Below are 18,443 nucleotides of genomic sequence, written 5' to 3' on the forward strand. Positions count from 1 at the left end.
GGCGGGCGCGCTCACGCGAACATCCGGTTGTCGAAGCGGTCGAGGAAGGCGATCTCCTCGACGGGGCTGCGGGTGAGCTTGCGCGGGAAGCCGTTCTGCGGGTAGCCGACCGCGATGTGGGCCGCGGTGATGAATCCGTCCGGGATGCCGAGCAGGTCCTTGACCTCGTTCTCCGCTGCGCACAGCAGAGTCGTGAGTGCGGTGGCGACACCCTGCTGACGCAGGGCGAGGGTCAGGTTCTGCACGCTCGGGTAGATCGACGCGCCGCCGACGACACTGAGCCGGCCGAGTTCGTGATCGGTGGGATGCAGTCCTTCCGCCTCGGCGCACACCACCACGAGCGCGGGCACCTCGGCGAGGTGATGAGCGAAGTAGTTGGCGCTCTCGATGGTTTTCGGGACGGCACCCACCTTCTTGGAACCCTCGAGGATCGAGTTGTAGTAGGGCTCCCAGAAGGGCAGGTAGAGGTCGGCGAGCGCCTTCTTGGTGACGTCGTCACGGACGACCACCCAGCGGACCGGCTGCCGGTTCCCGCCCTGCGGACCGAAGCGCGCGTCGTCGAACGCCCGGTAGAACACCTCGTCCTCGACGGGCTTGTCGCTGAAGTAGCGGCACGTGCCAGTAGTGCGCATTGCCTCGCTGAGTTCCATGTCAACCTCCGTGATCACTAACCGTTGTTAGTATGACTGGGGACACAGTTCCACACGAGACCACGGCCGTCAAGCATCGATAATCGGCACTTTTCTCATGTTGACGAACTGGGACTAACAGTGGTTAGTTGCAACCATGACTTCAGTTTCCCTTCGCCCGGAGACGCGTCCGGCCCCCTCGGAGATCCGGACCGCGGTCGACGCGGGCAACATCCCGACGCTGCTCGCCGTGCTGGTGGAGATGACCGGGGATCGCCGCTGGCTGGCCGATCGCTACCGCCCGACCCGCAGCCGTGGCATGGACGACAATTCGACCGGCGGCCTGCCCGAGGACGTACAGGCCGAGATCCGCGACGCCGTCGTCGACGCCCTCGAGGACTGGTACGAGCAAGGCTCACCGGCCCGCGTCCCGGCCGACGAGGAACTCGTCGCCACACTGATGTCGTTCACCGCCGGCGAACCGGTGGCACCGGAGTTCGCGCCGATGATGAGCGAGATCGTGCGGGGCGACCTGCGCGGCTCCCATCTGCCGGAACTACCCGAAGACCTCGGTTCGACGATGAACGCCCTGGTCATCGGCGCCGGCGTGGCCGGGATGCTGATCTCCACGCAGCTCGCCGAGGCCGGCATCGAGCACACCGTTCTGGAGAAGAACGACGAGGTCGGCGGCTCCTGGTACGAGAACCAGTACCCGGGCGCCGGCGTCGACACCCCGAGCTACCTGTACTCGATCTCCTCCTTCGACCACGACTGGTCCACCCACTTCGGCAAACGCGACGAGGTCCAGGGCTACCTGCAGGCCTTCGCCGACCGTCACGCGGTGCGCGACCGCGTCCGGTTCGGCACCGAGGTCCTCTCCGCCGCCTACGATTCCGACACCCAGCAGTGGGTGGTGCGGGTCCGCGACCGGGACGGGAGCGAGAGCACCCTCACCTCGCGCATCCTCATCAGCGCGGTCGGCATCCTCAACCGGCCCAAGCTCCCCCGACTCGCCGGCATGGACACCTTCACCGGCCGGATGTTCCACTCCGCCCACTGGCCCACCGAACTCGACGAGCCCGGCGCCCTGTCCGGCAAGCGCGTCGCCATCGTCGGCTCCGGCGCGTCGGCGATGCAGATCGGTCCCGCCATCGTCGACAAGGTGGGGTCGCTGACGGTCTTCCAGCGGTCGCCGCAGTGGATCGCCCCCAACGACGACTACTTCGCCCCGGTCGGCGACAACGTGCACTGGCTGATGAACAACCTGCCCGGGTACCGGGAGTGGTACCGCGCACGGTTGTCCTGGATCTTCAACGACAAGGTCCACTCGACCCTGCACGTCGACCCCGAATGGCCCGAACCCACCGCGTCGATCAACGCAGTGAACCACGGCCATCGCGAGTTCTACCTGCGGTACATGCGCGCCGAGCTCGGCGACCGCGACGATCTCGTCGAGCTGTCGACGCCGGACTACCCGCCCTTCGGCAAGCGAATGCTGTTGGACAACGGCTGGTTTCGCATGCTGCGGCAGCCGAACGTGGAGCTGGTGGGCCACGGCGTGGACTCCGTCACCGAGACCGGGCTCGTCGACTCCACCGGCCGGGCACACGACTTCGACATCATCGTCTTCGCGACCGGCTTTCACAGCGACCGCTACCTGTACCCGATGGACGTCGTCGGGCGCAGCGGCAAGACCACCGTCGAGGCCTGGGGCGATCACGACGCGTACGCCTACCTCGGCATCACCGCGCCGGACTTCCCGAACCTGTTCATCCTCACCGGCCCCAACACCGCACTCGGACACGGGGGCAGCTTCATCAGCATCCTCGAATACCAGGTGCGCTACGTCTGCGACGCCATCCGCGCCATGATCGAGCGCCGCCTCGGTGCTCTCGAGGTGCGTCGCGACGTCACCGACGAGTACAACGACGCCGTCGACCGCGCGCACGCACGCATGGTGTGGACACATCCCGCGATGACCAACTGGTATCGGAACCCCGACGGCCGGGTCGTCGCGGTGCTGCCGTGGCGGATCGTCGACTACTGGGCGAAGACCCGTCACGTCGATCTCGCCGATTTCCACACCGAACCCATCACGGCCGAACCGCTCGATCCCTGAGGTCAGGCCCGGCGGCGACCGGACTACCGTGTCAGGCATGACCTCCGCACCGCTGATCACCCCGAACGAACTGCAGAAGCGCCTCGGCGAGGGGCGTCTGCGCATCGTCGACGCGACGGTTCACCTGAGCTTCGACGCCGACGGAGCGCACGTCGCCTCCGGTCGTGACACCTACCTCCAGGGTCACCTGCCGGGCGCGGTGTTCCTCGACCAGATCACCGAGTTGTCCGATCCGAACGGTGAGGCCCCGTTCGCGGCGGCGTCGTCGGAGAAGTTCGCGGCGGCGGTCGGCGCGGCCGGGATCGGCGACGACTCGACCGTCGTCGTCTACGACACGGTCAACGGCATCTGGGCAACGCGCCTGTGGTGGCAGTTCGGCCTGGAAGGTTTCGACGACGTCGTCGTCCTCGACGGTGGGTACGGCGCCTGGGTGGCGGCGGGACTCCCCACGGAGACCGGTGAATCCACCTACCCGGCAGCGACTTTCACCGCGCAGCGCCGCCCGGAACGGATCTTCTCGACCGACGAGGTGGTCGCGGCCACCGCGGATTCGTCGGTGCTGCTGGTCAACGCTCTCGACCGGGAGTCGTTCGCTGGCGGGCACATCCCGAGCAGCGTCAATGTCCCGTTCGGCGAACTCGTCGACGAGTCCGGGTCACTGAAGCCGCTCGAGGAACTGCGCGGACTGTTCGCCGACGCGGGTGCCCTCGACCCGTCGGTGCGACCGGTCACCTACTGCGGTGGCGGGATCGCCGCCACCGCAGCGGCATTCGCACTGAAGGCACTCGGCCGCGATGATGTCGCGGTGTACGACGGGTCGATGAACGCCTGGACCGCGGACCCGGACCGTCCGCTGGCGTCGGCCGAATCACGGTCGTGACGTCGACTCATCCCGGGGTGAGCGTCGAACTCGTCACCGATCCGGAGCGGGCGGCGTCGGTGGCCGAGGTCGCCGGCGCGACCTTTCCCCTGGCGTGCCCGCCGCATGCCGCCACCGAGGACATCGCGCAGTTCATCGCGACCAACCTCGGCGAGAGAAACTTCCGCGGGTACATCGCCGACCCGGACGCCGACGTGCTCGTCGTCCGGGACCGCGCCAGCGGTCCGGTCATCGGGTACGCACTCGTGCTGCACGGCGATCCGTCGAATCCCGTTGTCGCCGACCTCGTCCCGGAGCGACCGGCGAGCGAGGTGTCGAAGATGTACGTGCTCCCCGACCATCATTCGCGTCCCGGCCTCAGCCCGTCACGCGCCCTGATGGACGCGGCGCTCGATCGTGCCCGCGACCGTGGCAGTGTCGTCGTCTGGCTCGGCGTGAACCAGCTCAACGAACGAGCCCAGAAGTTCTATGCCAAAACCGGTTTCACCCGCGCCGGGGTCCGAACCTTCGACCTCGGCGGGAGTGTCGAACACGATTACGTGTTCACGCAGAAGCTGTGACGCCGCTCGCCGGCGTGTTTCCGTCCCGCCGGCGTGTCTCCGTCCCGCTTGTCGGACTCGACAAGCGCGAGGGAAATGGTCACGCGGGAAACGGACTGTCAGGCAGCCGATTCGGCGAACCGCGACAGGGCCAGCAGACGCGAGGTCGCGCGCAGGTACTTCTTGCGGTAGCCACCCGCGAGCATCTCGTCGGTGAAGATCTCGTCGAGCTTGGCGCCGGAGACCGTCACCGGGACGTGCGCGTCGTAAAGGCGGTCGGCGAGGACCACGAGGCGCAGCGCCACCGACTGGTCCTTGGCGGGGTGGACACCGGTGATGCACACCAGCGAGACGCCGTCGACGAGGTCCTTGTACTTCGACGGATGCAGCGTGCTCAGGTGATCGCACAGCGCGTCGAAGTCGTCGAGGGTCGCACCCTCGGTGGAGTCGGCGATGTCGACCAGTTCGGACTCGGTGCGCGGGTCCGGGGCCGGCGGCAGGTCGCGGTGGCGGTAGTCGGGCCCGTCGACGCGGATCGTCTCGAACACCGCCGAGAGCTTGCGGATCTCGCGCAGGAAGTCCTGGGCCGCGAACCGGCCCTCGCCGAGCTGGCCGGGCAGGGTGTTCGAGGTGGCGACGACCGACACACCCTTCGCCGTGAGCTCGGTGAGCAGGCGCGAAACGAGCATGGTGTCGCCGGGATCGTCGAGTTCGAACTCGTCGATGCAGAGGACGGTGTGCTTCGAGAGACGCTCGACGGCGTTCACGAAGCCCAGCGCGCCGACCACGTGGGTGACCTCGACGAAGGTCGCGAACGACTTCGGCTCGGGCATGGAGTGGTAGATCGAGGCCAGGAGGTGGGTCTTGCCGACGCCGAACCCGCCGTCGAGGTACAGGCCGATCCCCTGCGAGGGCGCCTTGCGGGAGAACAGGCCCTTCTTCCCGGAGCGGGCCTTGGAGGCCCGGGCGACGAAGTCGCGTGCCTTGGCGACCGCCTGGGCCTGCGACGGCTCCTTCGGATCGGGAATGTAGGAGTCGAAGCTCACGTCGTCGAAGGTCGACGGAGGCACCATCTCATCGATGAGTGCGTCCGGCGAGGTCGCAGGGTTGCGATCGCAAAGTCGGGCCGCCATGTGTGGAGAGTAGCGATCTCCGGAAGTATGGATGCATGTTCCACCTGCAGAAAGCGACCCAGGTCACATCCGCCGAGTCCGGCGAGAAGGGGAACGAGACACTGCTCGGCCTGGCCGAGCACTACCGCTATCCGCCGCGGCCGTCGGAGGGGCCCGGCGCCACGGCACCTTTCGTCCGGGCCAACATGGTCGCCTCGATCGACGGCGCGGCCACCCACGATGGGAAGTCGGGCGGACTCGGCGGTGACGGGGACAAGACCGTCTTCCGGGTCCTGCGCGGACTCGCCGACGTGATCCTCGTCGGCGCCGGGACCGCGACCACCGAGGGGTACCGCCAGCCGCAACCCGACTCCGCGTTCGCCGACCTCCGAGAAGCGAACGGACAGGCGCCCGCACCCGCGCTCGCCCTGGTGTCGCGGTCGCTCTCGATCCCGCCGGACTACCCGCCGCTGAGCCACCCCGACACCGTCGTACTCACCTGCGCGTCGGCCCCCGCGGAGCGCCGCGCCGCACTCGTCGACGCCGGCGCCACCCTGATCGACTGCGGTGAGGACGACGTCGACACCTCGGCGCTGATCGAGACCTGCGGCGAGCTGGGCCGGCCGCGGGTGCTCTGCGAGGGCGGCCCGAGCCTGCTCGGTTCGATCATCGCCGACGACCTGCTCGACGAGCTGTGCCTGACGACCAGTCCCCATCTGGCCGGCGGGAATGCCGGCCGCATCGCGGTGCGGACCGGCGACGGGAAGGACGAGTCCGCCGCGCTCAAGGGGATGTCACCGGCCGCGATCATCACCGACGACGACGGTTATGTCTTCACTCGGTGGCTGCGTCACGGCCGGTCGTCCATCCACTGACCGATCCGAACGGATCACTGCACGGCCGTCGCCCGGCGTCGTTGACTACGCTCGCGGACATGCGAAGAGCGCACGCCGTCACGGCAGTCCTGGGTGTGATCGTCGCGATCCTCGTGTCGTCGTGCGCCGTGGGCCCCGACCGCGGTCCCGACCTCATCCCCGGTGGCGGCGGCGGTCAGGGTCCGGCCCCCTCGTCCTCGGCACCGCCCCCGGCGCCTGCGCTCGCCGTGCCGAAGACCGACCTCGATTGGTCGGACTGCGCGGCAGGGACCGCCGGACGCTTCGGCATCGCCCGCCCGGCCGGGGTGACCGTCGAATGTGCTGAGTTCGACTCCCCTGTCGACCGGAACAAGCCCGACGGCGAGGTCGTTCGCATCGCCGCGACCCGGGCCCGCACCGCCGCGACACCCGCTGACGCCCCGCCGCTCGTCCTCACCTCGGGGTCGGATCTCCCGTCGTCGCGGACCCTGATGGTGATGTCGTCCGGTCCGGGCCGGGCCTTCCTCGACGCCCACCCGGTGGTGGCCGTCGACCACCGCGGCATCCCCCAGAGCGGGGACCTCGACTGCATGACCCGGCTCGAGCGGAGCACGATCGCCGACAACGGACTCACCGCACGCGGGACCGGCACGCAGGCGCGCATCTCCCGGCTCGCCTCGGCTGCGTCGTCGGCCTCGGACGGCTGCACCGAGACGCTGACGCCGTACCAGCTCAACTTCGGCGCACAGTTCGCCGCCGCCGACCTCGAGACCCTCCGGCAGCGCTGGGGCGTCGAGCACCTGGGTCTCATCGGTGTCGGTGAGGGCTCCGACGTCGTCCTGGCGTACTCCTCCCTCTACGGCGGCCGCGCGGGCCGCATCATCCTCGACACCCCGACGCCGTTCGGCGCGACCGCCCGCGATCGTGCGCAACTGCGCGCACAGGGAGTCCAGACCGCGCTGCAGGGATTCGCGCAGCGATGCTCGACGCTGGACGGCTGCACACTCGGCACCAACGGAGTGCGGGTGATGACCGGCCTGCTCGCCAAGGCCAGGGACGGACGCCTCGACGGACTGTCGGACACCACCGCACTCAACGCCATCACCACGACACTCGCGCTCGCCTCGGACCGCCCCGAGTCACTGCTCGACCTGTCCCGCGCCATCACCGCCGCCGACCGCGGCGACACCGGTGCGCTCGTCCGGCTCGCCGATCGGGCCGCGACCCTGCGGACGACCGACGGAGCTCTGGTGTCGCGGTGCAACGACGTCACCGGCCCGGTGGGCCAGAACGAGATCCCCGGACTCGTCGAGGCCTGGACCAAGCAGAATCCGCTGACCGGCTCCGACAGCGCCCTGTCGCTGGTGCGATGCAACGGCTGGGCGTCGGGCAGCGCGGTCCGTCCGCCGTCGTCGTTGCCCGCCGACCCACTGGTCCTCAACGGCACCCGGGATCCGGTGAACGGTGGCGACGGCGCGAACACGCTCGTCCCGCTGTTCATGAACGCCGGGGCCGAGCCGGTGACCGTCAGCTGGGACGGGCTGGGCTTCTCGGTCCTGGGTCGCAGCGCCTGCGCCGCCCAGGTGGCGGTCGAGTACGTGAAGAAGACGCCCCTCGGGGGACCCACCCAGCGCGGCTGCCCCACCTGAGTCGAGCGGATCGGTGCTGGCCCGGAGGGTTCTGCGGAGCGTGGGAGGCCACCCGTAGTACGGTGCGCGGGTGGCGAATCTCGACAGGTATCTCTATCCCCAGATGAGTGCGCAGCGGATCATCCCGATGATCCTGTGGCCGATCAGCCTGTTCATGGTCGTGCACCGCTCGTTGTTCCTGGGGGTCAACGGCGACCGCACCGACGACTTCAAGCCGGTGTACGCCGCCGCCTACAACTTCCTGAACAACCTGCCGGTCTACGGCGAGAACTACGCCACGGTCGACCCGCACTACCTGTACCCGCCGTCGGGCACCCTGCTGATGGCACCGGTCGCCGTCATCGACTACGAACGCGCGCGATGGGCGTTCATCGCGGTCAGCGTCGTGGTCCTGCTGGTCTGCGCCTACCTGCTGACCCGGATGTTCGGGTATGCCCTGAACTCATGGGTCATGCCGACGGTGCTGTTCGTCTTCTTCTTCACCGAGACCGTCTCGCACACACTGATCTTCACGAACTTCAACTCGTTCGTGCTGCTCGGCATGATCGCCTTCCTGATGCTGATGCGCTCGCGGCACGACTGGTGGGCCGGCGTCCCGATGGGCCTGACGCTGTCCGTGAAGCCCGTTCTGGCGCCGCTGATGCTGCTGCCACTGCTCAACCGGCAGTGGCGGGTGTTCGCCTTCGCGATCGTGGTCCCGCTCGTGCTGACCGCAATCGCCTGGCCGATGTCGGTGGACGCCGACGCCTTCATCAGCCGGACGGTCCCCTACCTCGGCGAGGCCCGCGACTACTACAACAGCTCGATCGCCGGCAACGGCGCCTACTTCGGCGTCGCGCCGTGGCTGGTCCTGCTGCTGCGCATCGCCTTCGTACTGATGGCCGTGTTCTCGCTGTGGTTCCTGTACCGCTACTACCGCAAGACCAACGAACTGCTGTGGCTTGCGACATCATCGGGCGTGCTCCTGGGCACCACCTTCCTCGTCGGCTCACTGGGCCAGGGCTACTACTCGATGCTGCTCTTCCCGCTGCTGATGACGGTGCTCCTACCCGGATCGGCGATGCGCAACTGGCCGGCCTGGCTCGGCGTATACGGCTGCATGACCTTCGACAGCTTCTACTCGCAACGCTGGACAGCCTTCGGCTGGATGGTCGAGTACAACAAGGTGACCTGGGGATGGTCGCTGCTGATGATCGCCGTGTTCTGCTCGCTGCTGTTCCGCTGGCTCGACATGCGGTCCGACGGCGTCGCCGGCGAGGACGTGGTGATGCGATCGGAGCACGACGCTCCCCCGGCGCCGGTGGCGAAGTCCGACGACGAGCTGTCGCTGTCGAAGTAGCGACACCGGCCAGATCTCCGACCGCGCTACCGTGGAACCCATGACCGACAGCAAGCCCGACACCGAGAACCTCGCGAACCTCACCGACGAGGAGTGGAAACAGCGCCTCACCCCGGCCGAGTACCGGGTACTGCGCCAGGCCGGCACCGAAGCACCCTTCACCGGTGAGTACACCGACACCAAGACGGTCGGTGTCTACCGCTGCCGGGCCTGCGACACGGAGCTCTTCCGCAGTGAGCAGAAATTCGAATCGCATTGCGGCTGGCCGTCGTTCTTCTCCCCGCTCGCCGGAGACAAGATCATCGAGGTCGAGGACAACTCGCTCGGCATGAAGCGAGTGGAGGTGCTCTGCGCGAACTGCAAGAGTCACCTGGGCCATGTGTTCGCCGGCGAGGGCTACGACACCCCCACCGACCTGCGCTACTGCATCAACTCGATCAGCCTGAAGCTCGAGCCGACCGAATGACGCAGTAGCACAGGGGATTCGAAGGGAGGGATCAGAACTAGCCGTTCTGCTCCTTCTCTTCCTTCTCCTTCTGTTCCTTCTCTTCCTTTTCCTTCTGCTCGCGCTCTTCCTTCTCCTTCTGCTCGCGCTCTTTCTGCTCCCGCTCTTCCTTCTCCTTCTGCGCCTTCTCTTCCTTCTCCTTGTCCGGGTCCTTCTCCTCCGGCTGCGGGACCTCGATCTGGTTCTCGTCGACCGGCCCGTCGGTCGGCTCCTCTTCCGGCGCCGCGACAGCCGGGGTCGTGTCGATCAGCGTGTGCTCGAACGAACCCGGATCGGAGGCCGCGTCGTTGCCGCCACCGCCGTACTCACCGGGCGCCGTGGAGATGACGTCGGGAGCGCACGGGGCGAGCTTCCCGTTGGGTAGAAGCATCTGGCACGGTTGGGCGTTCGCGGTCGCGACGCCGCCGGCGAGGGCGGCCGAGAAGACCAGCGCTGCAATGAGGCGGGCCGCGGGGACGATATGGGTCATCGGGGGGTTCCTTCACGTCGAGTAGAACGTCGTTGTATCCCATGTGAGACAAAGCTCACGTCCAACTCATAACAGAGCCGGCAGGCGATTTGTCCGGTTTTCATCTGTTGGAGTGACATGGGTCGAATGACCAAGTCGCTTGTGCCACAACGAATTAGACAAAAGAGGGCACCCGCGGTATCCGCGGGTGCCCTGCCGGGGACGGTCGATCAGACGGTCATTTCACGGCCGGCGGCTCACTCTCGACCGGCTCCTCTTCCGCGGGTTCCTCCTCGGCGGCCGGCGGAGTGGTATCCACCAGCGTGTGCTCGAATTGCGCCGGCTCGGATGCTGGATCATTGCCGCCACCCGGGTCGTCGGGAGAATGCGAGACCACCCCGGGGGCACATGGGGCGAACTGCCCGTTGCCGATGTCGATCAGGCAGCGGATCGGCCCGGTATTCATCCGATGGACCTAACAGAACAGGGGCACCCGCGATGGCCGCGGATGCCCCTGGAGGGTGTTCTGGGGTCAGGGAAGCGCGTCGATGAGCGCCGGGACCTCGACGCGCGGTCCGGTGAAGAACGGCGTCTCCTCGCGGACGTGCATGCGGGCCTCGGTGGCGCGCAGGTCGCGCATCAGGTCGACGATGCGATGCAGTTCCGGTGCCTCGAAGGCCAGCAGCCACTCGTAGTCACCGAGCGCGAACGACGACACCGTGTTGGCACGGACATCCTTGTACTCGCGGGCCGCCTTGCCGTGGTCGGCGAGCATCTTGCGACGCTCCTCGTCGGGCAGCAGGTACCACTCGTAGGACCGCACGAACGGGTAGACGCAGATGTAGTTGCCGGCTTCCTCACCCGCGAGGAAGGCCGGGATGTGGCTCTTGTTGAACTCCGCGGGCCGGTGCAACGCAACGTTGCTCCACACCGGGTTGCAGGCGCGACCGAGGACGGTCTCGCGACGGAACTTCGCGTAGGCGGCCTGGATGGACTCGACGTCGGCGGCATGCCACCAGATCATGAAATCGGCGTCGGCGCGGAGACCCGACACGTCGTACACGCCGCGGACCACGACGCCGCTGTCCTCGAGGGACTTGAAGAAGTCGGCGGCATCCGACTTGGCCTGGTCCCGGTCGGTGCCGAGTTCGCCGGGGCGAACGGCGAACACCGAGAACATCAGGTAACGGATCGTGGAGTTGAGTTCTGCGTAATCCAAGCGGGCCATGTCTGACATGGTGCCACCGTGTCCGGCGGGACGAACAGTCAGGTCAGGTCGGTCAGCAGCGCCGACACGGCGCGTCCGGCCTGGCCGATGCAGGCCGGGACCCCGACGCCCGCATACGACGACCCGGCGAGCGCCAGACGACGCGGCCGGGACGCAGCGACCTGCGCCATCGTGGCGAGATGTCCTGGTCCGTAGACGGGCAGGCCGTTCGTCCAGCGCTGCACATAGGTGTCGACGACGTTCGGCGACACGGGTGCCACGCCGGCGGCCCGGCACACCTCGTCCAGATCCTCGAGGGCCTCGGTCCGCAGCCGGTCGTCGACGCCCGGTTCGTCGTCGACGCTCGGTACCGGGGCGCCGTACCGGCCGAACGACGCCCGCACCGAGACCGGCGCGTCGTCGTGCGACAGATGTCCCCACTTCTGCGAACTGAGGGTGAATGCCTTGGCGCGCAGGCTCTCTCCGGTTCCGACGAGGACCCCGGAGTGATCGGGCACGGGCGTGCCGGGGGCGAGCGCGATCGACACCACCACTGACGACGCACCTCGGACCGCGCGCAGCGGGGCGGAGAAGTCGGGCAGAGCCCGCCGCAGGATGTGGCCCGCATTCCAGGCGGGGATCGCGAGGATGACCCCGTCGTAGTCCCGGGAGTCCTCGCGGGCTCTACCGCCGACATGCAGGGTCCAGCCGTCCGTCGTGGGCTCTAGGTCCCGGACATACGCGCTGAGCTCGGGTTCGACGGCCGCGGCGGACCTGAGTGCGTCGAGCAGCACCCGGTAGCCACCGACGAGGGTGCCGAAAACAGGCCCCGAACCCGTGGCGTCGGCGACGAGACCGGAGACGGCCGCAGTCAGGTTGGGCGCACCGGCATCGAGTCGTGCCGCGAGCGCGGGGAGCGCCTCACGCAGACCGATGTCTCCGGCGAGGCTCGAGTAGACACCGCCCAGCATCGGGTCGACGCTGCGGGCGACCACAGACGGGCCGAAACGGTCGGCGACGAGGTCCCCGACCGACGGGTCCGCGGAGGAGTCCCAACGCCAGGGACGCTGCGTCTCGGCGCGGAGGAGTTCGAGGTCGGCGGGGTCGGCGAGATCGGCGACCGCATCAGGGATCGCGGGGATACCCATGAGCGCGGGGGCCGGCAGTGGGTGCAGGCGGCCCCCGGACCACACGGACGGGCGTCGGCCGGTCGGTGACACGACCCGGTCCCCCAGGCCTAGTTCGTTGACCAGGCCCAGCGCTTCGGGTCGTCGGACGATGAACGCCTCGGCCCCGACATCGACGGACTGGCCGCCGACCGTCGTGGTGTGCAGCACACCCCCGAGCCGTTCCCCGGCTTCGAGCACGTCGATCTGCGCGTCGGCGCCGAGCGCGCCACGCAGCCGGTACGCGGCTGTCAGGCCGGAGACACCTCCGCCGACGACCGCGATCCGGAGCCGAGCACCCATCAGAGGCTGTGGATCAGTTCGACGGCGCGGGTGAGGACGTCCGGGTCGGTGCCCGGCAGGACCCCGTGACCGAGGTTGAAGATGTGGCCGATGGCGCCGGCCGCGATCGCCCGGTCGCCGTCGGCGACCACACGGCGGATCTCGCTGTCCACGACCTCCGGTCCCGCGAAGAGCAGGGTCGGGTCGAGGTTGCCCTGGACGGCCTTGCCCGGGCCGACGCGGCGGACGGCCTCGTCGAGCGGCACCCGCCAGTCGACCCCGATGACGTCGGCCCCGACATGGGCCATGGGAGCCAGCAGTTCGCCGGTGCCCACGCCGAAATGGATGCGCGGGACGCCGTAGCCGGCGACCTCGGCGAGGACGCGTGCGCTGTGCGGCGCCACGAAACGCTGGTAGTCGGCGGCCGCGAGCATGCCGGCCCAGGAATCGAACAGCTGGATTGCGTCGACACCGGCGTCGAGCTGGACCTTCAGGAAAGCGATGGTGATGTCGGCCAGGCGGGCCATCAGCTCGGCCCAGGTCTCCGGGTCGCCGTGCATCATCGCCTTGGTGCGCTCGTAGTTGCGGCTCGGCCCGCCCTCGATGAGATACGACGCGAGGGTGAACGGCGCGCCGGCGAAACCGATCAGCGCGGTGTCACCGAGTTCGGCGAGCAGCAGTTCGATGGCGCGGGAGATCGCGCCGACCGCGGCGGGTTCGAGGCGCGGGATGCGGGCGACGGCGTCGGCCGACCGCACGGGTTCGGCGATCACCGGACCGGTGCCCGCGACGATGTCGAGGTCGATCCCGGCGGCCTTCAGCGGGACGACGATGTCGGAGAACAGGATCGCGGCGTCGACGTCGTGGCGGCGCACCGGCTGCATGGTGATCTCACACACCAGCTCGGCGTCGAAGCAGGATTCGAGCATGCCGTGGTTCGCACGGATCGCGCGGTACTCGGGCAGCGACCGGCCCGCCTGCCGCATGAACCACACCGGACGGCGCGAAGGGGTCCCACCCGTGGCCGCGGCGACGAGCGGCAGGTGCGACCGATGGACCCGTGTACCAGTTACGTTCGACATCACCGCTTACTCTGCCATGTTCGGCGATCTGACCTGCCCCGGCCTGCCCGGTTCGACACTTCCGGGTCCGCGTCCCCATTTCTGGGGCCGGTGACTCGGCGCGCCTCCGCCGCTGCCAGGCACGACACACCTACGGTCGAACGGTGACTTCCTCGGGAGCTCCGGACGAGCCTGCTGATTTCCGCGCGGCGGTGGAGTCGCTGCACGCTGCCCGCGTCCGCCGTGAGATCGAGGTCGGACCCATCCGCCCGCCACAGCGGCTCGCGCCGTACAGCTATGCGGTCGGCGCCGAGGTGCGCCCGCCGGACGACCCCGACGTCATCCCCGCCGATTCTCAGGGCACCGCGTTCGGACGACTCATCCTGCTGTACGACCCGGCCGGCCAGGACGCCTGGAACGGCACGATCCGCCTCGTCGCCTACCTCCAGGCCGAGGTCGAGGCCGCGCTGGCGATGGATCCGTTGCTGCCCGAGGTCGCCTGGAGCTGGCTGTCCGACGCCCTCGGCGTGCCGGTCGGCGAGAGCAGCACCCCCTCCTCTTCCAACGGCACCGCACACCGCATCGAGGTGACCGCACTCGGCGGCACCGTCACGTCGACGACGTCGGTGCGCTACGGCGACATCGCCGGACCCCCGCGCGCCCACCAGCTCGAGGTCCGGGCGTCGTGGACCGCACTGACCGCCGAGGGGCTCAACGGCCATCTCGAGGCGTTCTGTGAGGTCCTGGCGTCGGCTGCCGGTCTTCCGCCGGCAGGCGTGACCCAACTCGGCCCGACGTGAGCGCCGTGGACACACCACCCGACAGCACAGCCGAGAACAAAGCACCCGAGGACGAGGTCCCCGAGGTCGAGCCGCTGCTCGCCCCCGCCGGGGGTGTCCCGCCGGTGCTGTCGACCGCGGCGGAGTTCGCCGACGCCGCAGAAGCACTCGCGGCCGGCGAGGGCCCCATCGCCGTCGACACCGAACGCGCCTCGGGCTATCGCTACTCCCAGCGTGCCTATCTGATCCAGATCAAACGACGCGGCTCCGGCAGCTTCCTGCTCGACCCGATCGCCGATCCCGAGGCGCTCGCTCCCGTGATCGATGCGCTGCGCGGGCCCGAATGGGTGCTGCACGCCGCCGACCAGGATCTTCCCTGCCTACGCGAACTCGGCTTCGAATGCGTCGAGCTGTACGACACCGAGCTCGCCGGACGTCTGCTCGGCCTGGCGAAGGTGAACCTCGCCGCGATGGTCGCCCAGTTCCTCGGTCTCGGCCTGCTCAAGGGTCATGGTGCGGCGGACTGGTCACGGCGGCCGCTCCCCGACGACTGGTTGAACTACGCCGCGCTCGACGTCGAGGTGCTCGTCGAACTCCGGGACGCGATGGACGCGGCACTGGCCGAGTCCGGCAAGGACGGCTGGGCCCGCGAGGAATTCGCCTACGTCCTGGCGCGCCCGCCGGCGCCGCCGCGCACCGACCGCTGGCGCAAGACCTCCAACATCCACACCGTGAAGTCGGCTCGTGCACTGGCCGCGGTCCGCGAATTGTGGACTGCACGTGAGGAATTGGCGGAGCGTCGGGATGTGGCCCCGGGCCGCGTACTACCCGACACCGCGATCGTCAACGCCGCAACCGTCGATCCGAAATCGAACAACGAACTCACCCGCCTGCCGATCTTCGGCGGCCCCCGCCAGCGTCGGCAGGCCGGGATCTGGCTGAGCGCCCTGCAGCGGGCCCGCGAGCTCCCCGACAGCGAACTGCCGGCCCGCAAGACCAATGGCCCCGGGTTACCCCCGGTGAGCCGCTGGGAGCAGCGCAACCCGGAGGCCGCGGCGCGGATGCAGAAGGTCCGCCCCGCGCTCAAAGAGGTCGCCGAGAGCCACACCCTCCCCGTGGAGAACCTCCTCGCCCCGGACGTCGTCCGCCAGCTGTGCTGGGACGGACTGAACGGGCCGGTCACCGCCGAGGCCGTGGACGCCCACCTCTCCGCCGCCGGGGCACGTCCGTGGCAGCGGCGGCTCAGCGTCGACGCGTTGACCGAGGCGCTGGGCGAGGTCGGCACCGAGACGACATCGTCGGAGTAGCCCCGCTCCGAGTTGGGTAAGAGACCTTCCGACAGGCACGACCACACGGAATGGAGCACTCAGTGGCCACAGTCTCCGTCGGCATCGACTCGGACCTCGACCCGGGCGCGGCCTGGGCACTCGCCAGCAACCTCTCGCGGTTCGACGAGTGGATGACGATCTTCGGTGGGTGGAAGTCCCCGGTCCCCGACACGATCACCGAGGGCACGAAGGTCTCGTCCCTGATCAAGGTGAAGGGGTTCCGCAACGTCATCCACTGGGCCGTCACCGATTACGACGAGCCGCGGATGATCGCGCTGTCCGGGACGGGCCGCGGCGGGATCAACATCGACCTCGCCATGAAGGTCGACGAGATCGTCGACGGCTCACACTTCGACCTGGCCGCCGAGATCTCCGGCGGCCTGCTCAACGGACCCGTCGGACGCCTTGTCGCCAAGGTGCTGGAATCCGATGTGCACAAGTCGATCTCGAACCTCGCCAACCTGCGCTGAGCGCGAAAGGGTCGGCGCCTGTCGTCGGGCGCCGACCCTCCGGCGTCAGTCCTCGGCGCGGCTCTGCGCGGGGTCCGCGGGATTCTCGATGTGGCGTTCCAGCGCCGGACCGGCCTGCATGCCCGACACCGTCGCGGTGATCGAGCGGGCGAGGTCCTGCGCGGTCAGACCGAGGTCGCCGAGAATCTCTCCGCGCGAGGCATGTTCGATGAACGCCTGCGGAATGCCCTTGATCTGCACCGGAACGGCCACCTCGGCCGCCGAGAGCGCCCCGGCGACAGCCGATCCCACGCCGCCGCTGACGCAGCCGTCCTCGAGGGTGACGACCAGGCGGTGACGACGCGCGACCTCGACCACCGAGGTCGGCACCGGCAGCACCCAGCGGGGGTCGACGACCGTGGCGCCGATGCCCTGTTGCGCAAGGCGTTCGGCGGTGTCGACGGCGAGGCTGCAGAAGGCGCCGACCGCGACGATGAGCACGTCACCGGACACCGGGCCGAGGTCGCGATCGCCGCGGTGCAGCACGTCGACCCCGTCGTCGAGTCGGTCGACCGCGCGGATGTCCTCGGGCACAGCCCCTTTGGAGAAGCGCAGGGCGGTCGGACCGTCGTCGATGCCGAGCGCCTCGTCGAACTCCTCGCGCAACCGGACCGCGTCCCGCGGTGCGGCGACCCGGAGACCGGGGACCATCGCCATGAGGGACAGGTCCCACATGCCGTGGTGACTGGGGCCGTCCGGCCCGGTGATGCCCGACCGGTCCAGGACGAGGGTCACCGGCTGCTTCAACAGCGCGACGTCCATCAGGAGCTGGTCGAAGGCGCGATTGAGGAAGGTCGAATAGATGGCGACGACCGGGTGCAGTCCGCCGAGTGCGAGGCCGGCCGCCGAGGTCATCGCATGCTGTTCGGCGATGCCGACGTCGAACATGCGGTCCGGGTAGCGCTCACCGAACGGCGTGAGTCCCGTGGGGCCGGGCATGGCCGCGGTGATCGCGACGACGTCGGGGCGGTTGGCGCCGGCGTCGAGCAGCGCGGCCGAGAAGACCTTCGTCCAGTCCTGCGGTGCGACGCTGGTGGGCCGCCCGGTCACGGGGTCGATGATGCCGGTGGCGTGCATCTGGTCGGCGACATGGTTCTCGGCGTGGGCATACCCCATGCCCTTGCGCGTGACGGTGTGCACGATGACCGGTCCGCCGAAGTCGCGGGCGTGCCGCAGGGCCGACTCGACGGCGTTGATGTCGTGACCGTCGACGGGGCCGACGTATTTCAGACCGAGGTCGGTGAACATCGCCTGGGGTGCCAGCAGGTCCTTGAGACCGCTCTTCATGCCGTGGAGGACCGCGTAGGCGGGTTCGCCGACCACGGGCACCTGCTTGACGACGCGGCGACTCTCGTCGAGGAACTTCTCGTAGCCGGGCTGCAGACGCAGACCGGACAGGTGGCTGGCGAGACCGCCGATGGTCGGGGCGTAGGACCGGCCGTTGTCGTTCACGACGATGACCACGGGCCGGTTGCAAGCGGCGATGTTGTTGATCGCCTCCCAGCACATGCCGCCGGTGAGGGCACCGTCGCCGACCACCGCGACCACGGTGCGGTCGTTCTGGCCGGTCAGCTCGAAGGATTTGGCCAGTCCGTCGGCGTAGGACAGGGCAGCCGAGGCGTGCGAGGACTCGACCCAGTCGTGTTCGGATTCGGCGCGCTCCTGGTAGCCGGTGAGGCCGCCGCGCTGGCGCAGGTGATCGAAGCCGTCTTTGCGGCCGGTCACGATCTTGTGGACGTAGCACTGGTGGCCGGTGTCGAAGAGGATCGGATCGTGCGGCGAGTCGAAGACACGGTGGATTCCGAGGGTCAGTTCGACCACACCGAGATTGGGTCCGAGATGACCGCCGGTCGCCGCCACCTTCTCGATCAGGAACGTCCGGATCTCGGAGGCGAGCGTCTCCATCTCGGCCTCCGACAGAGACCGCAGATCGGCCGGCGAGTTGATCCGGTCGAGCACAACCATCGTTTCCTCCATCACGTGACGCCCCGGGGAACCCGGTCCACATTTCCGGGAGAAAACCCCCGGCTCATAACC

18 protein-coding genes are annotated in these 18,443 nt (G+C 68.8%); 10 read left to right on the top strand and 8 right to left on the bottom strand.

Going from position 1 to position 18,443, the window contains the following annotated elements; translation table 11 throughout:
* Positions 1-11 precede the first annotated feature (11 nt).
* Positions 12-650, bottom strand: a complete 639-nt coding sequence (locus GONAM_RS08750; protein ID WP_006866393.1) for a nitroreductase family protein — start codon at positions 648-650, stop codon at positions 12-14.
* Positions 651-786: 136 nt separating this feature from the next.
* Here GONAM_RS08750 and GONAM_RS08755 point away from each other — a divergent pair, with 136 nt between their 5' ends.
* From GONAM_RS08755 to GONAM_RS08765, 3 genes are read left to right on the top strand one after another with little or no spacing between them, the layout of a single operon-like run.
* Positions 787-2,748 carry a flavin-containing monooxygenase gene (locus tag GONAM_RS08755; RefSeq protein WP_006866394.1) on the top strand — a complete coding sequence of 654 codons (1,962 nt, stop codon included), beginning with the start codon at positions 787-789 and terminating at the stop codon, positions 2,746-2,748.
* A 37-nt stretch (positions 2,749-2,785) separates the two neighbouring features.
* Positions 2,786-3,628 (top strand): sulfurtransferase, encoded by an 843-nt coding sequence (locus GONAM_RS08760; RefSeq protein ID WP_040535846.1) that lies wholly within the window; start codon positions 2,786-2,788, stop codon positions 3,626-3,628.
* Positions 3,625-4,188 carry a GNAT family N-acetyltransferase gene (locus GONAM_RS08765; protein WP_040535848.1) on the top strand — a complete coding sequence of 188 codons (564 nt, stop codon included), beginning with the start codon at positions 3,625-3,627 and terminating at the stop codon, positions 4,186-4,188. The genes GONAM_RS08760 and GONAM_RS08765 overlap by 4 nt, the downstream gene beginning before the upstream one ends.
* A 98-nt stretch (positions 4,189-4,286) precedes the next feature.
* On the opposite strand, the gene zapE is transcribed toward GONAM_RS08765, so the two are convergent.
* Positions 4,287-5,300: a cell division protein ZapE gene (zapE, locus tag GONAM_RS08770; protein WP_040535850.1), complete on the bottom strand. Its 1,014-nt coding sequence runs from the start codon at positions 5,298-5,300 to the stop codon at positions 4,287-4,289.
* Positions 5,301-5,335: 35 nt separating this feature from the next.
* Here zapE and GONAM_RS08775 point away from each other — a divergent pair, with 35 nt between their 5' ends.
* The 4 genes from GONAM_RS08775 (at position 5,336) to msrB (ending at position 9,587) form a co-directional block, all read left to right on the top strand.
* Positions 5,336-6,154 (top strand): pyrimidine reductase family protein, encoded by an 819-nt coding sequence (locus tag GONAM_RS08775; protein ID WP_006866397.1) that lies wholly within the window; start codon positions 5,336-5,338, stop codon positions 6,152-6,154.
* 59 nt (positions 6,155-6,213) lie between these two features.
* The gene (locus GONAM_RS08780; RefSeq protein WP_245548593.1) at positions 6,214-7,782 is read left to right on the top strand and encodes an alpha/beta hydrolase; all 1,569 of its coding nucleotides are present in this window, start codon (positions 6,214-6,216) and stop codon (positions 7,780-7,782) included.
* A gap of 70 nt (positions 7,783-7,852) precedes the next feature.
* Positions 7,853-9,121: a glycosyltransferase family 87 protein gene (locus tag GONAM_RS08785; protein ID WP_006866399.1), complete on the top strand. Its 1,269-nt coding sequence runs from the start codon at positions 7,853-7,855 to the stop codon at positions 9,119-9,121.
* Between the two features lie 40 nt (positions 9,122-9,161).
* Complete coding sequence (msrB, locus tag GONAM_RS08790) at positions 9,162-9,587, top strand: peptide-methionine (R)-S-oxide reductase MsrB (protein WP_006866400.1); 426 nt, start codon at positions 9,162-9,164, stop codon at positions 9,585-9,587.
* 37 nt (positions 9,588-9,624) lie between these two features.
* On the opposite strand, the gene GONAM_RS08795 is transcribed toward msrB, so the two are convergent.
* From GONAM_RS08795 to hemE, 5 genes are all read right to left on the bottom strand, one after another.
* Complete coding sequence (locus GONAM_RS08795; protein ID WP_006866401.1) at positions 9,625-10,095, bottom strand: hypothetical protein; 471 nt, start codon at positions 10,093-10,095, stop codon at positions 9,625-9,627.
* Positions 10,096-10,312: 217 nt separating this feature from the next.
* Positions 10,313-10,540, bottom strand: a complete 228-nt coding sequence (locus GONAM_RS22195) for a hypothetical protein (protein ID WP_006866402.1) — start codon at positions 10,538-10,540, stop codon at positions 10,313-10,315.
* Positions 10,541-10,606: 66 nt separating this feature from the next.
* A complete protein-coding gene (gene hemQ, locus GONAM_RS08800) occupies positions 10,607-11,302 on the bottom strand; it encodes a hydrogen peroxide-dependent heme synthase (protein WP_040535891.1) in 696 nt (231 codons plus the stop codon).
* 38 nt (positions 11,303-11,340) lie between these two features.
* Entirely contained in the window at positions 11,341-12,750 is a 1,410-nt protein-coding gene (locus GONAM_RS08805) for an FAD-dependent oxidoreductase (protein WP_006866404.1), read from the bottom strand.
* Positions 12,750-13,811, bottom strand: coding sequence for a uroporphyrinogen decarboxylase (gene hemE, locus GONAM_RS08810; protein ID WP_083876395.1), 1,062 nt, complete (start codon positions 13,809-13,811; stop codon positions 12,750-12,752). Before hemE ends, GONAM_RS08805 begins: the two co-directional genes overlap by 1 nt.
* A gap of 143 nt (positions 13,812-13,954) precedes the next feature.
* On the opposite strand from hemE, the gene GONAM_RS08815 reads away from it, so the two are divergent.
* The 3 genes from GONAM_RS08815 (at position 13,955) to GONAM_RS08825 (ending at position 16,367) form a co-directional block, all read left to right on the top strand.
* Positions 13,955-14,590 carry a DUF3000 domain-containing protein gene (locus GONAM_RS08815; protein WP_006866406.1) on the top strand — a complete coding sequence of 212 codons (636 nt, stop codon included), beginning with the start codon at positions 13,955-13,957 and terminating at the stop codon, positions 14,588-14,590.
* Between the two features lie 5 nt (positions 14,591-14,595).
* Entirely contained in the window at positions 14,596-15,876 is a 1,281-nt protein-coding gene (locus GONAM_RS08820; RefSeq protein ID WP_006866407.1) for an HRDC domain-containing protein, read from the top strand.
* Positions 15,877-15,938: 62 nt separating this feature from the next.
* Positions 15,939-16,367, top strand: coding sequence for a type II toxin-antitoxin system Rv0910 family toxin (locus tag GONAM_RS08825; protein WP_006866408.1), 429 nt, complete (start codon positions 15,939-15,941; stop codon positions 16,365-16,367).
* Positions 16,368-16,412: 45 nt separating this feature from the next.
* Here GONAM_RS08825 and dxs read toward each other — a convergent pair whose 3' ends face one another.
* Positions 16,413-18,371 (bottom strand): 1-deoxy-D-xylulose-5-phosphate synthase, encoded by a 1,959-nt coding sequence (dxs, locus tag GONAM_RS08830; protein WP_006866409.1) that lies wholly within the window; start codon positions 18,369-18,371, stop codon positions 16,413-16,415.
* Positions 18,372-18,443 lie beyond the last annotated feature (72 nt).

This window comes from Gordonia namibiensis NBRC 108229, assembly GCF_000298235.1.
Classification (GTDB): Bacteria; Actinomycetota; Actinomycetes; order Mycobacteriales; family Mycobacteriaceae; genus Gordonia; species Gordonia namibiensis.

Bases quoted from the DNA above. Each gene is read 5' to 3' on its own strand.
- GONAM_RS08750 (WP_006866393.1), bottom strand. From the start codon at position 650: ATGGAACTCAGCGAGGCAATGCGCACTACTGGCACGTGCCGCTACTTC.
- GONAM_RS08755 (WP_006866394.1), top strand. From the start codon at position 787: ATGACTTCAGTTTCCCTTCGCCCGGAGACGCGTCCGGCCCCCTCGGAG.
- GONAM_RS08760 (WP_040535846.1), top strand. From the start codon at position 2,786: ATGACCTCCGCACCGCTGATCACCCCGAACGAACTGCAGAAGCGCCTC.
- zapE (WP_040535850.1), bottom strand. From the start codon at position 5,300: ATGGCGGCCCGACTTTGCGATCGCAACCCTGCGACCTCGCCGGACGCA.
- GONAM_RS08775 (WP_006866397.1), top strand. From the start codon at position 5,336: ATGTTCCACCTGCAGAAAGCGACCCAGGTCACATCCGCCGAGTCCGGC.
- GONAM_RS08780 (WP_245548593.1), top strand. From the start codon at position 6,214: ATGCGAAGAGCGCACGCCGTCACGGCAGTCCTGGGTGTGATCGTCGCG.
- msrB (WP_006866400.1), top strand. From the start codon at position 9,162: ATGACCGACAGCAAGCCCGACACCGAGAACCTCGCGAACCTCACCGAC.
- GONAM_RS08795 (WP_006866401.1), bottom strand. From the start codon at position 10,095: ATGACCCATATCGTCCCCGCGGCCCGCCTCATTGCAGCGCTGGTCTTC.
- GONAM_RS22195 (WP_006866402.1), bottom strand. From the start codon at position 10,540: ATGAATACCGGGCCGATCCGCTGCCTGATCGACATCGGCAACGGGCAG.
- hemQ (WP_040535891.1), bottom strand. From the start codon at position 11,302: ATGGCCCGCTTGGATTACGCAGAACTCAACTCCACGATCCGTTACCTG.
- GONAM_RS08805 (WP_006866404.1), bottom strand. From the start codon at position 12,750: ATGGGTGCTCGGCTCCGGATCGCGGTCGTCGGCGGAGGTGTCTCCGGC.
- hemE (WP_083876395.1), bottom strand. From the start codon at position 13,811: ATGTCGAACGTAACTGGTACACGGGTCCATCGGTCGCACCTGCCGCTC.
- dxs (WP_006866409.1), bottom strand. From the start codon at position 18,371: ATGGTTGTGCTCGACCGGATCAACTCGCCGGCCGATCTGCGGTCTCTG.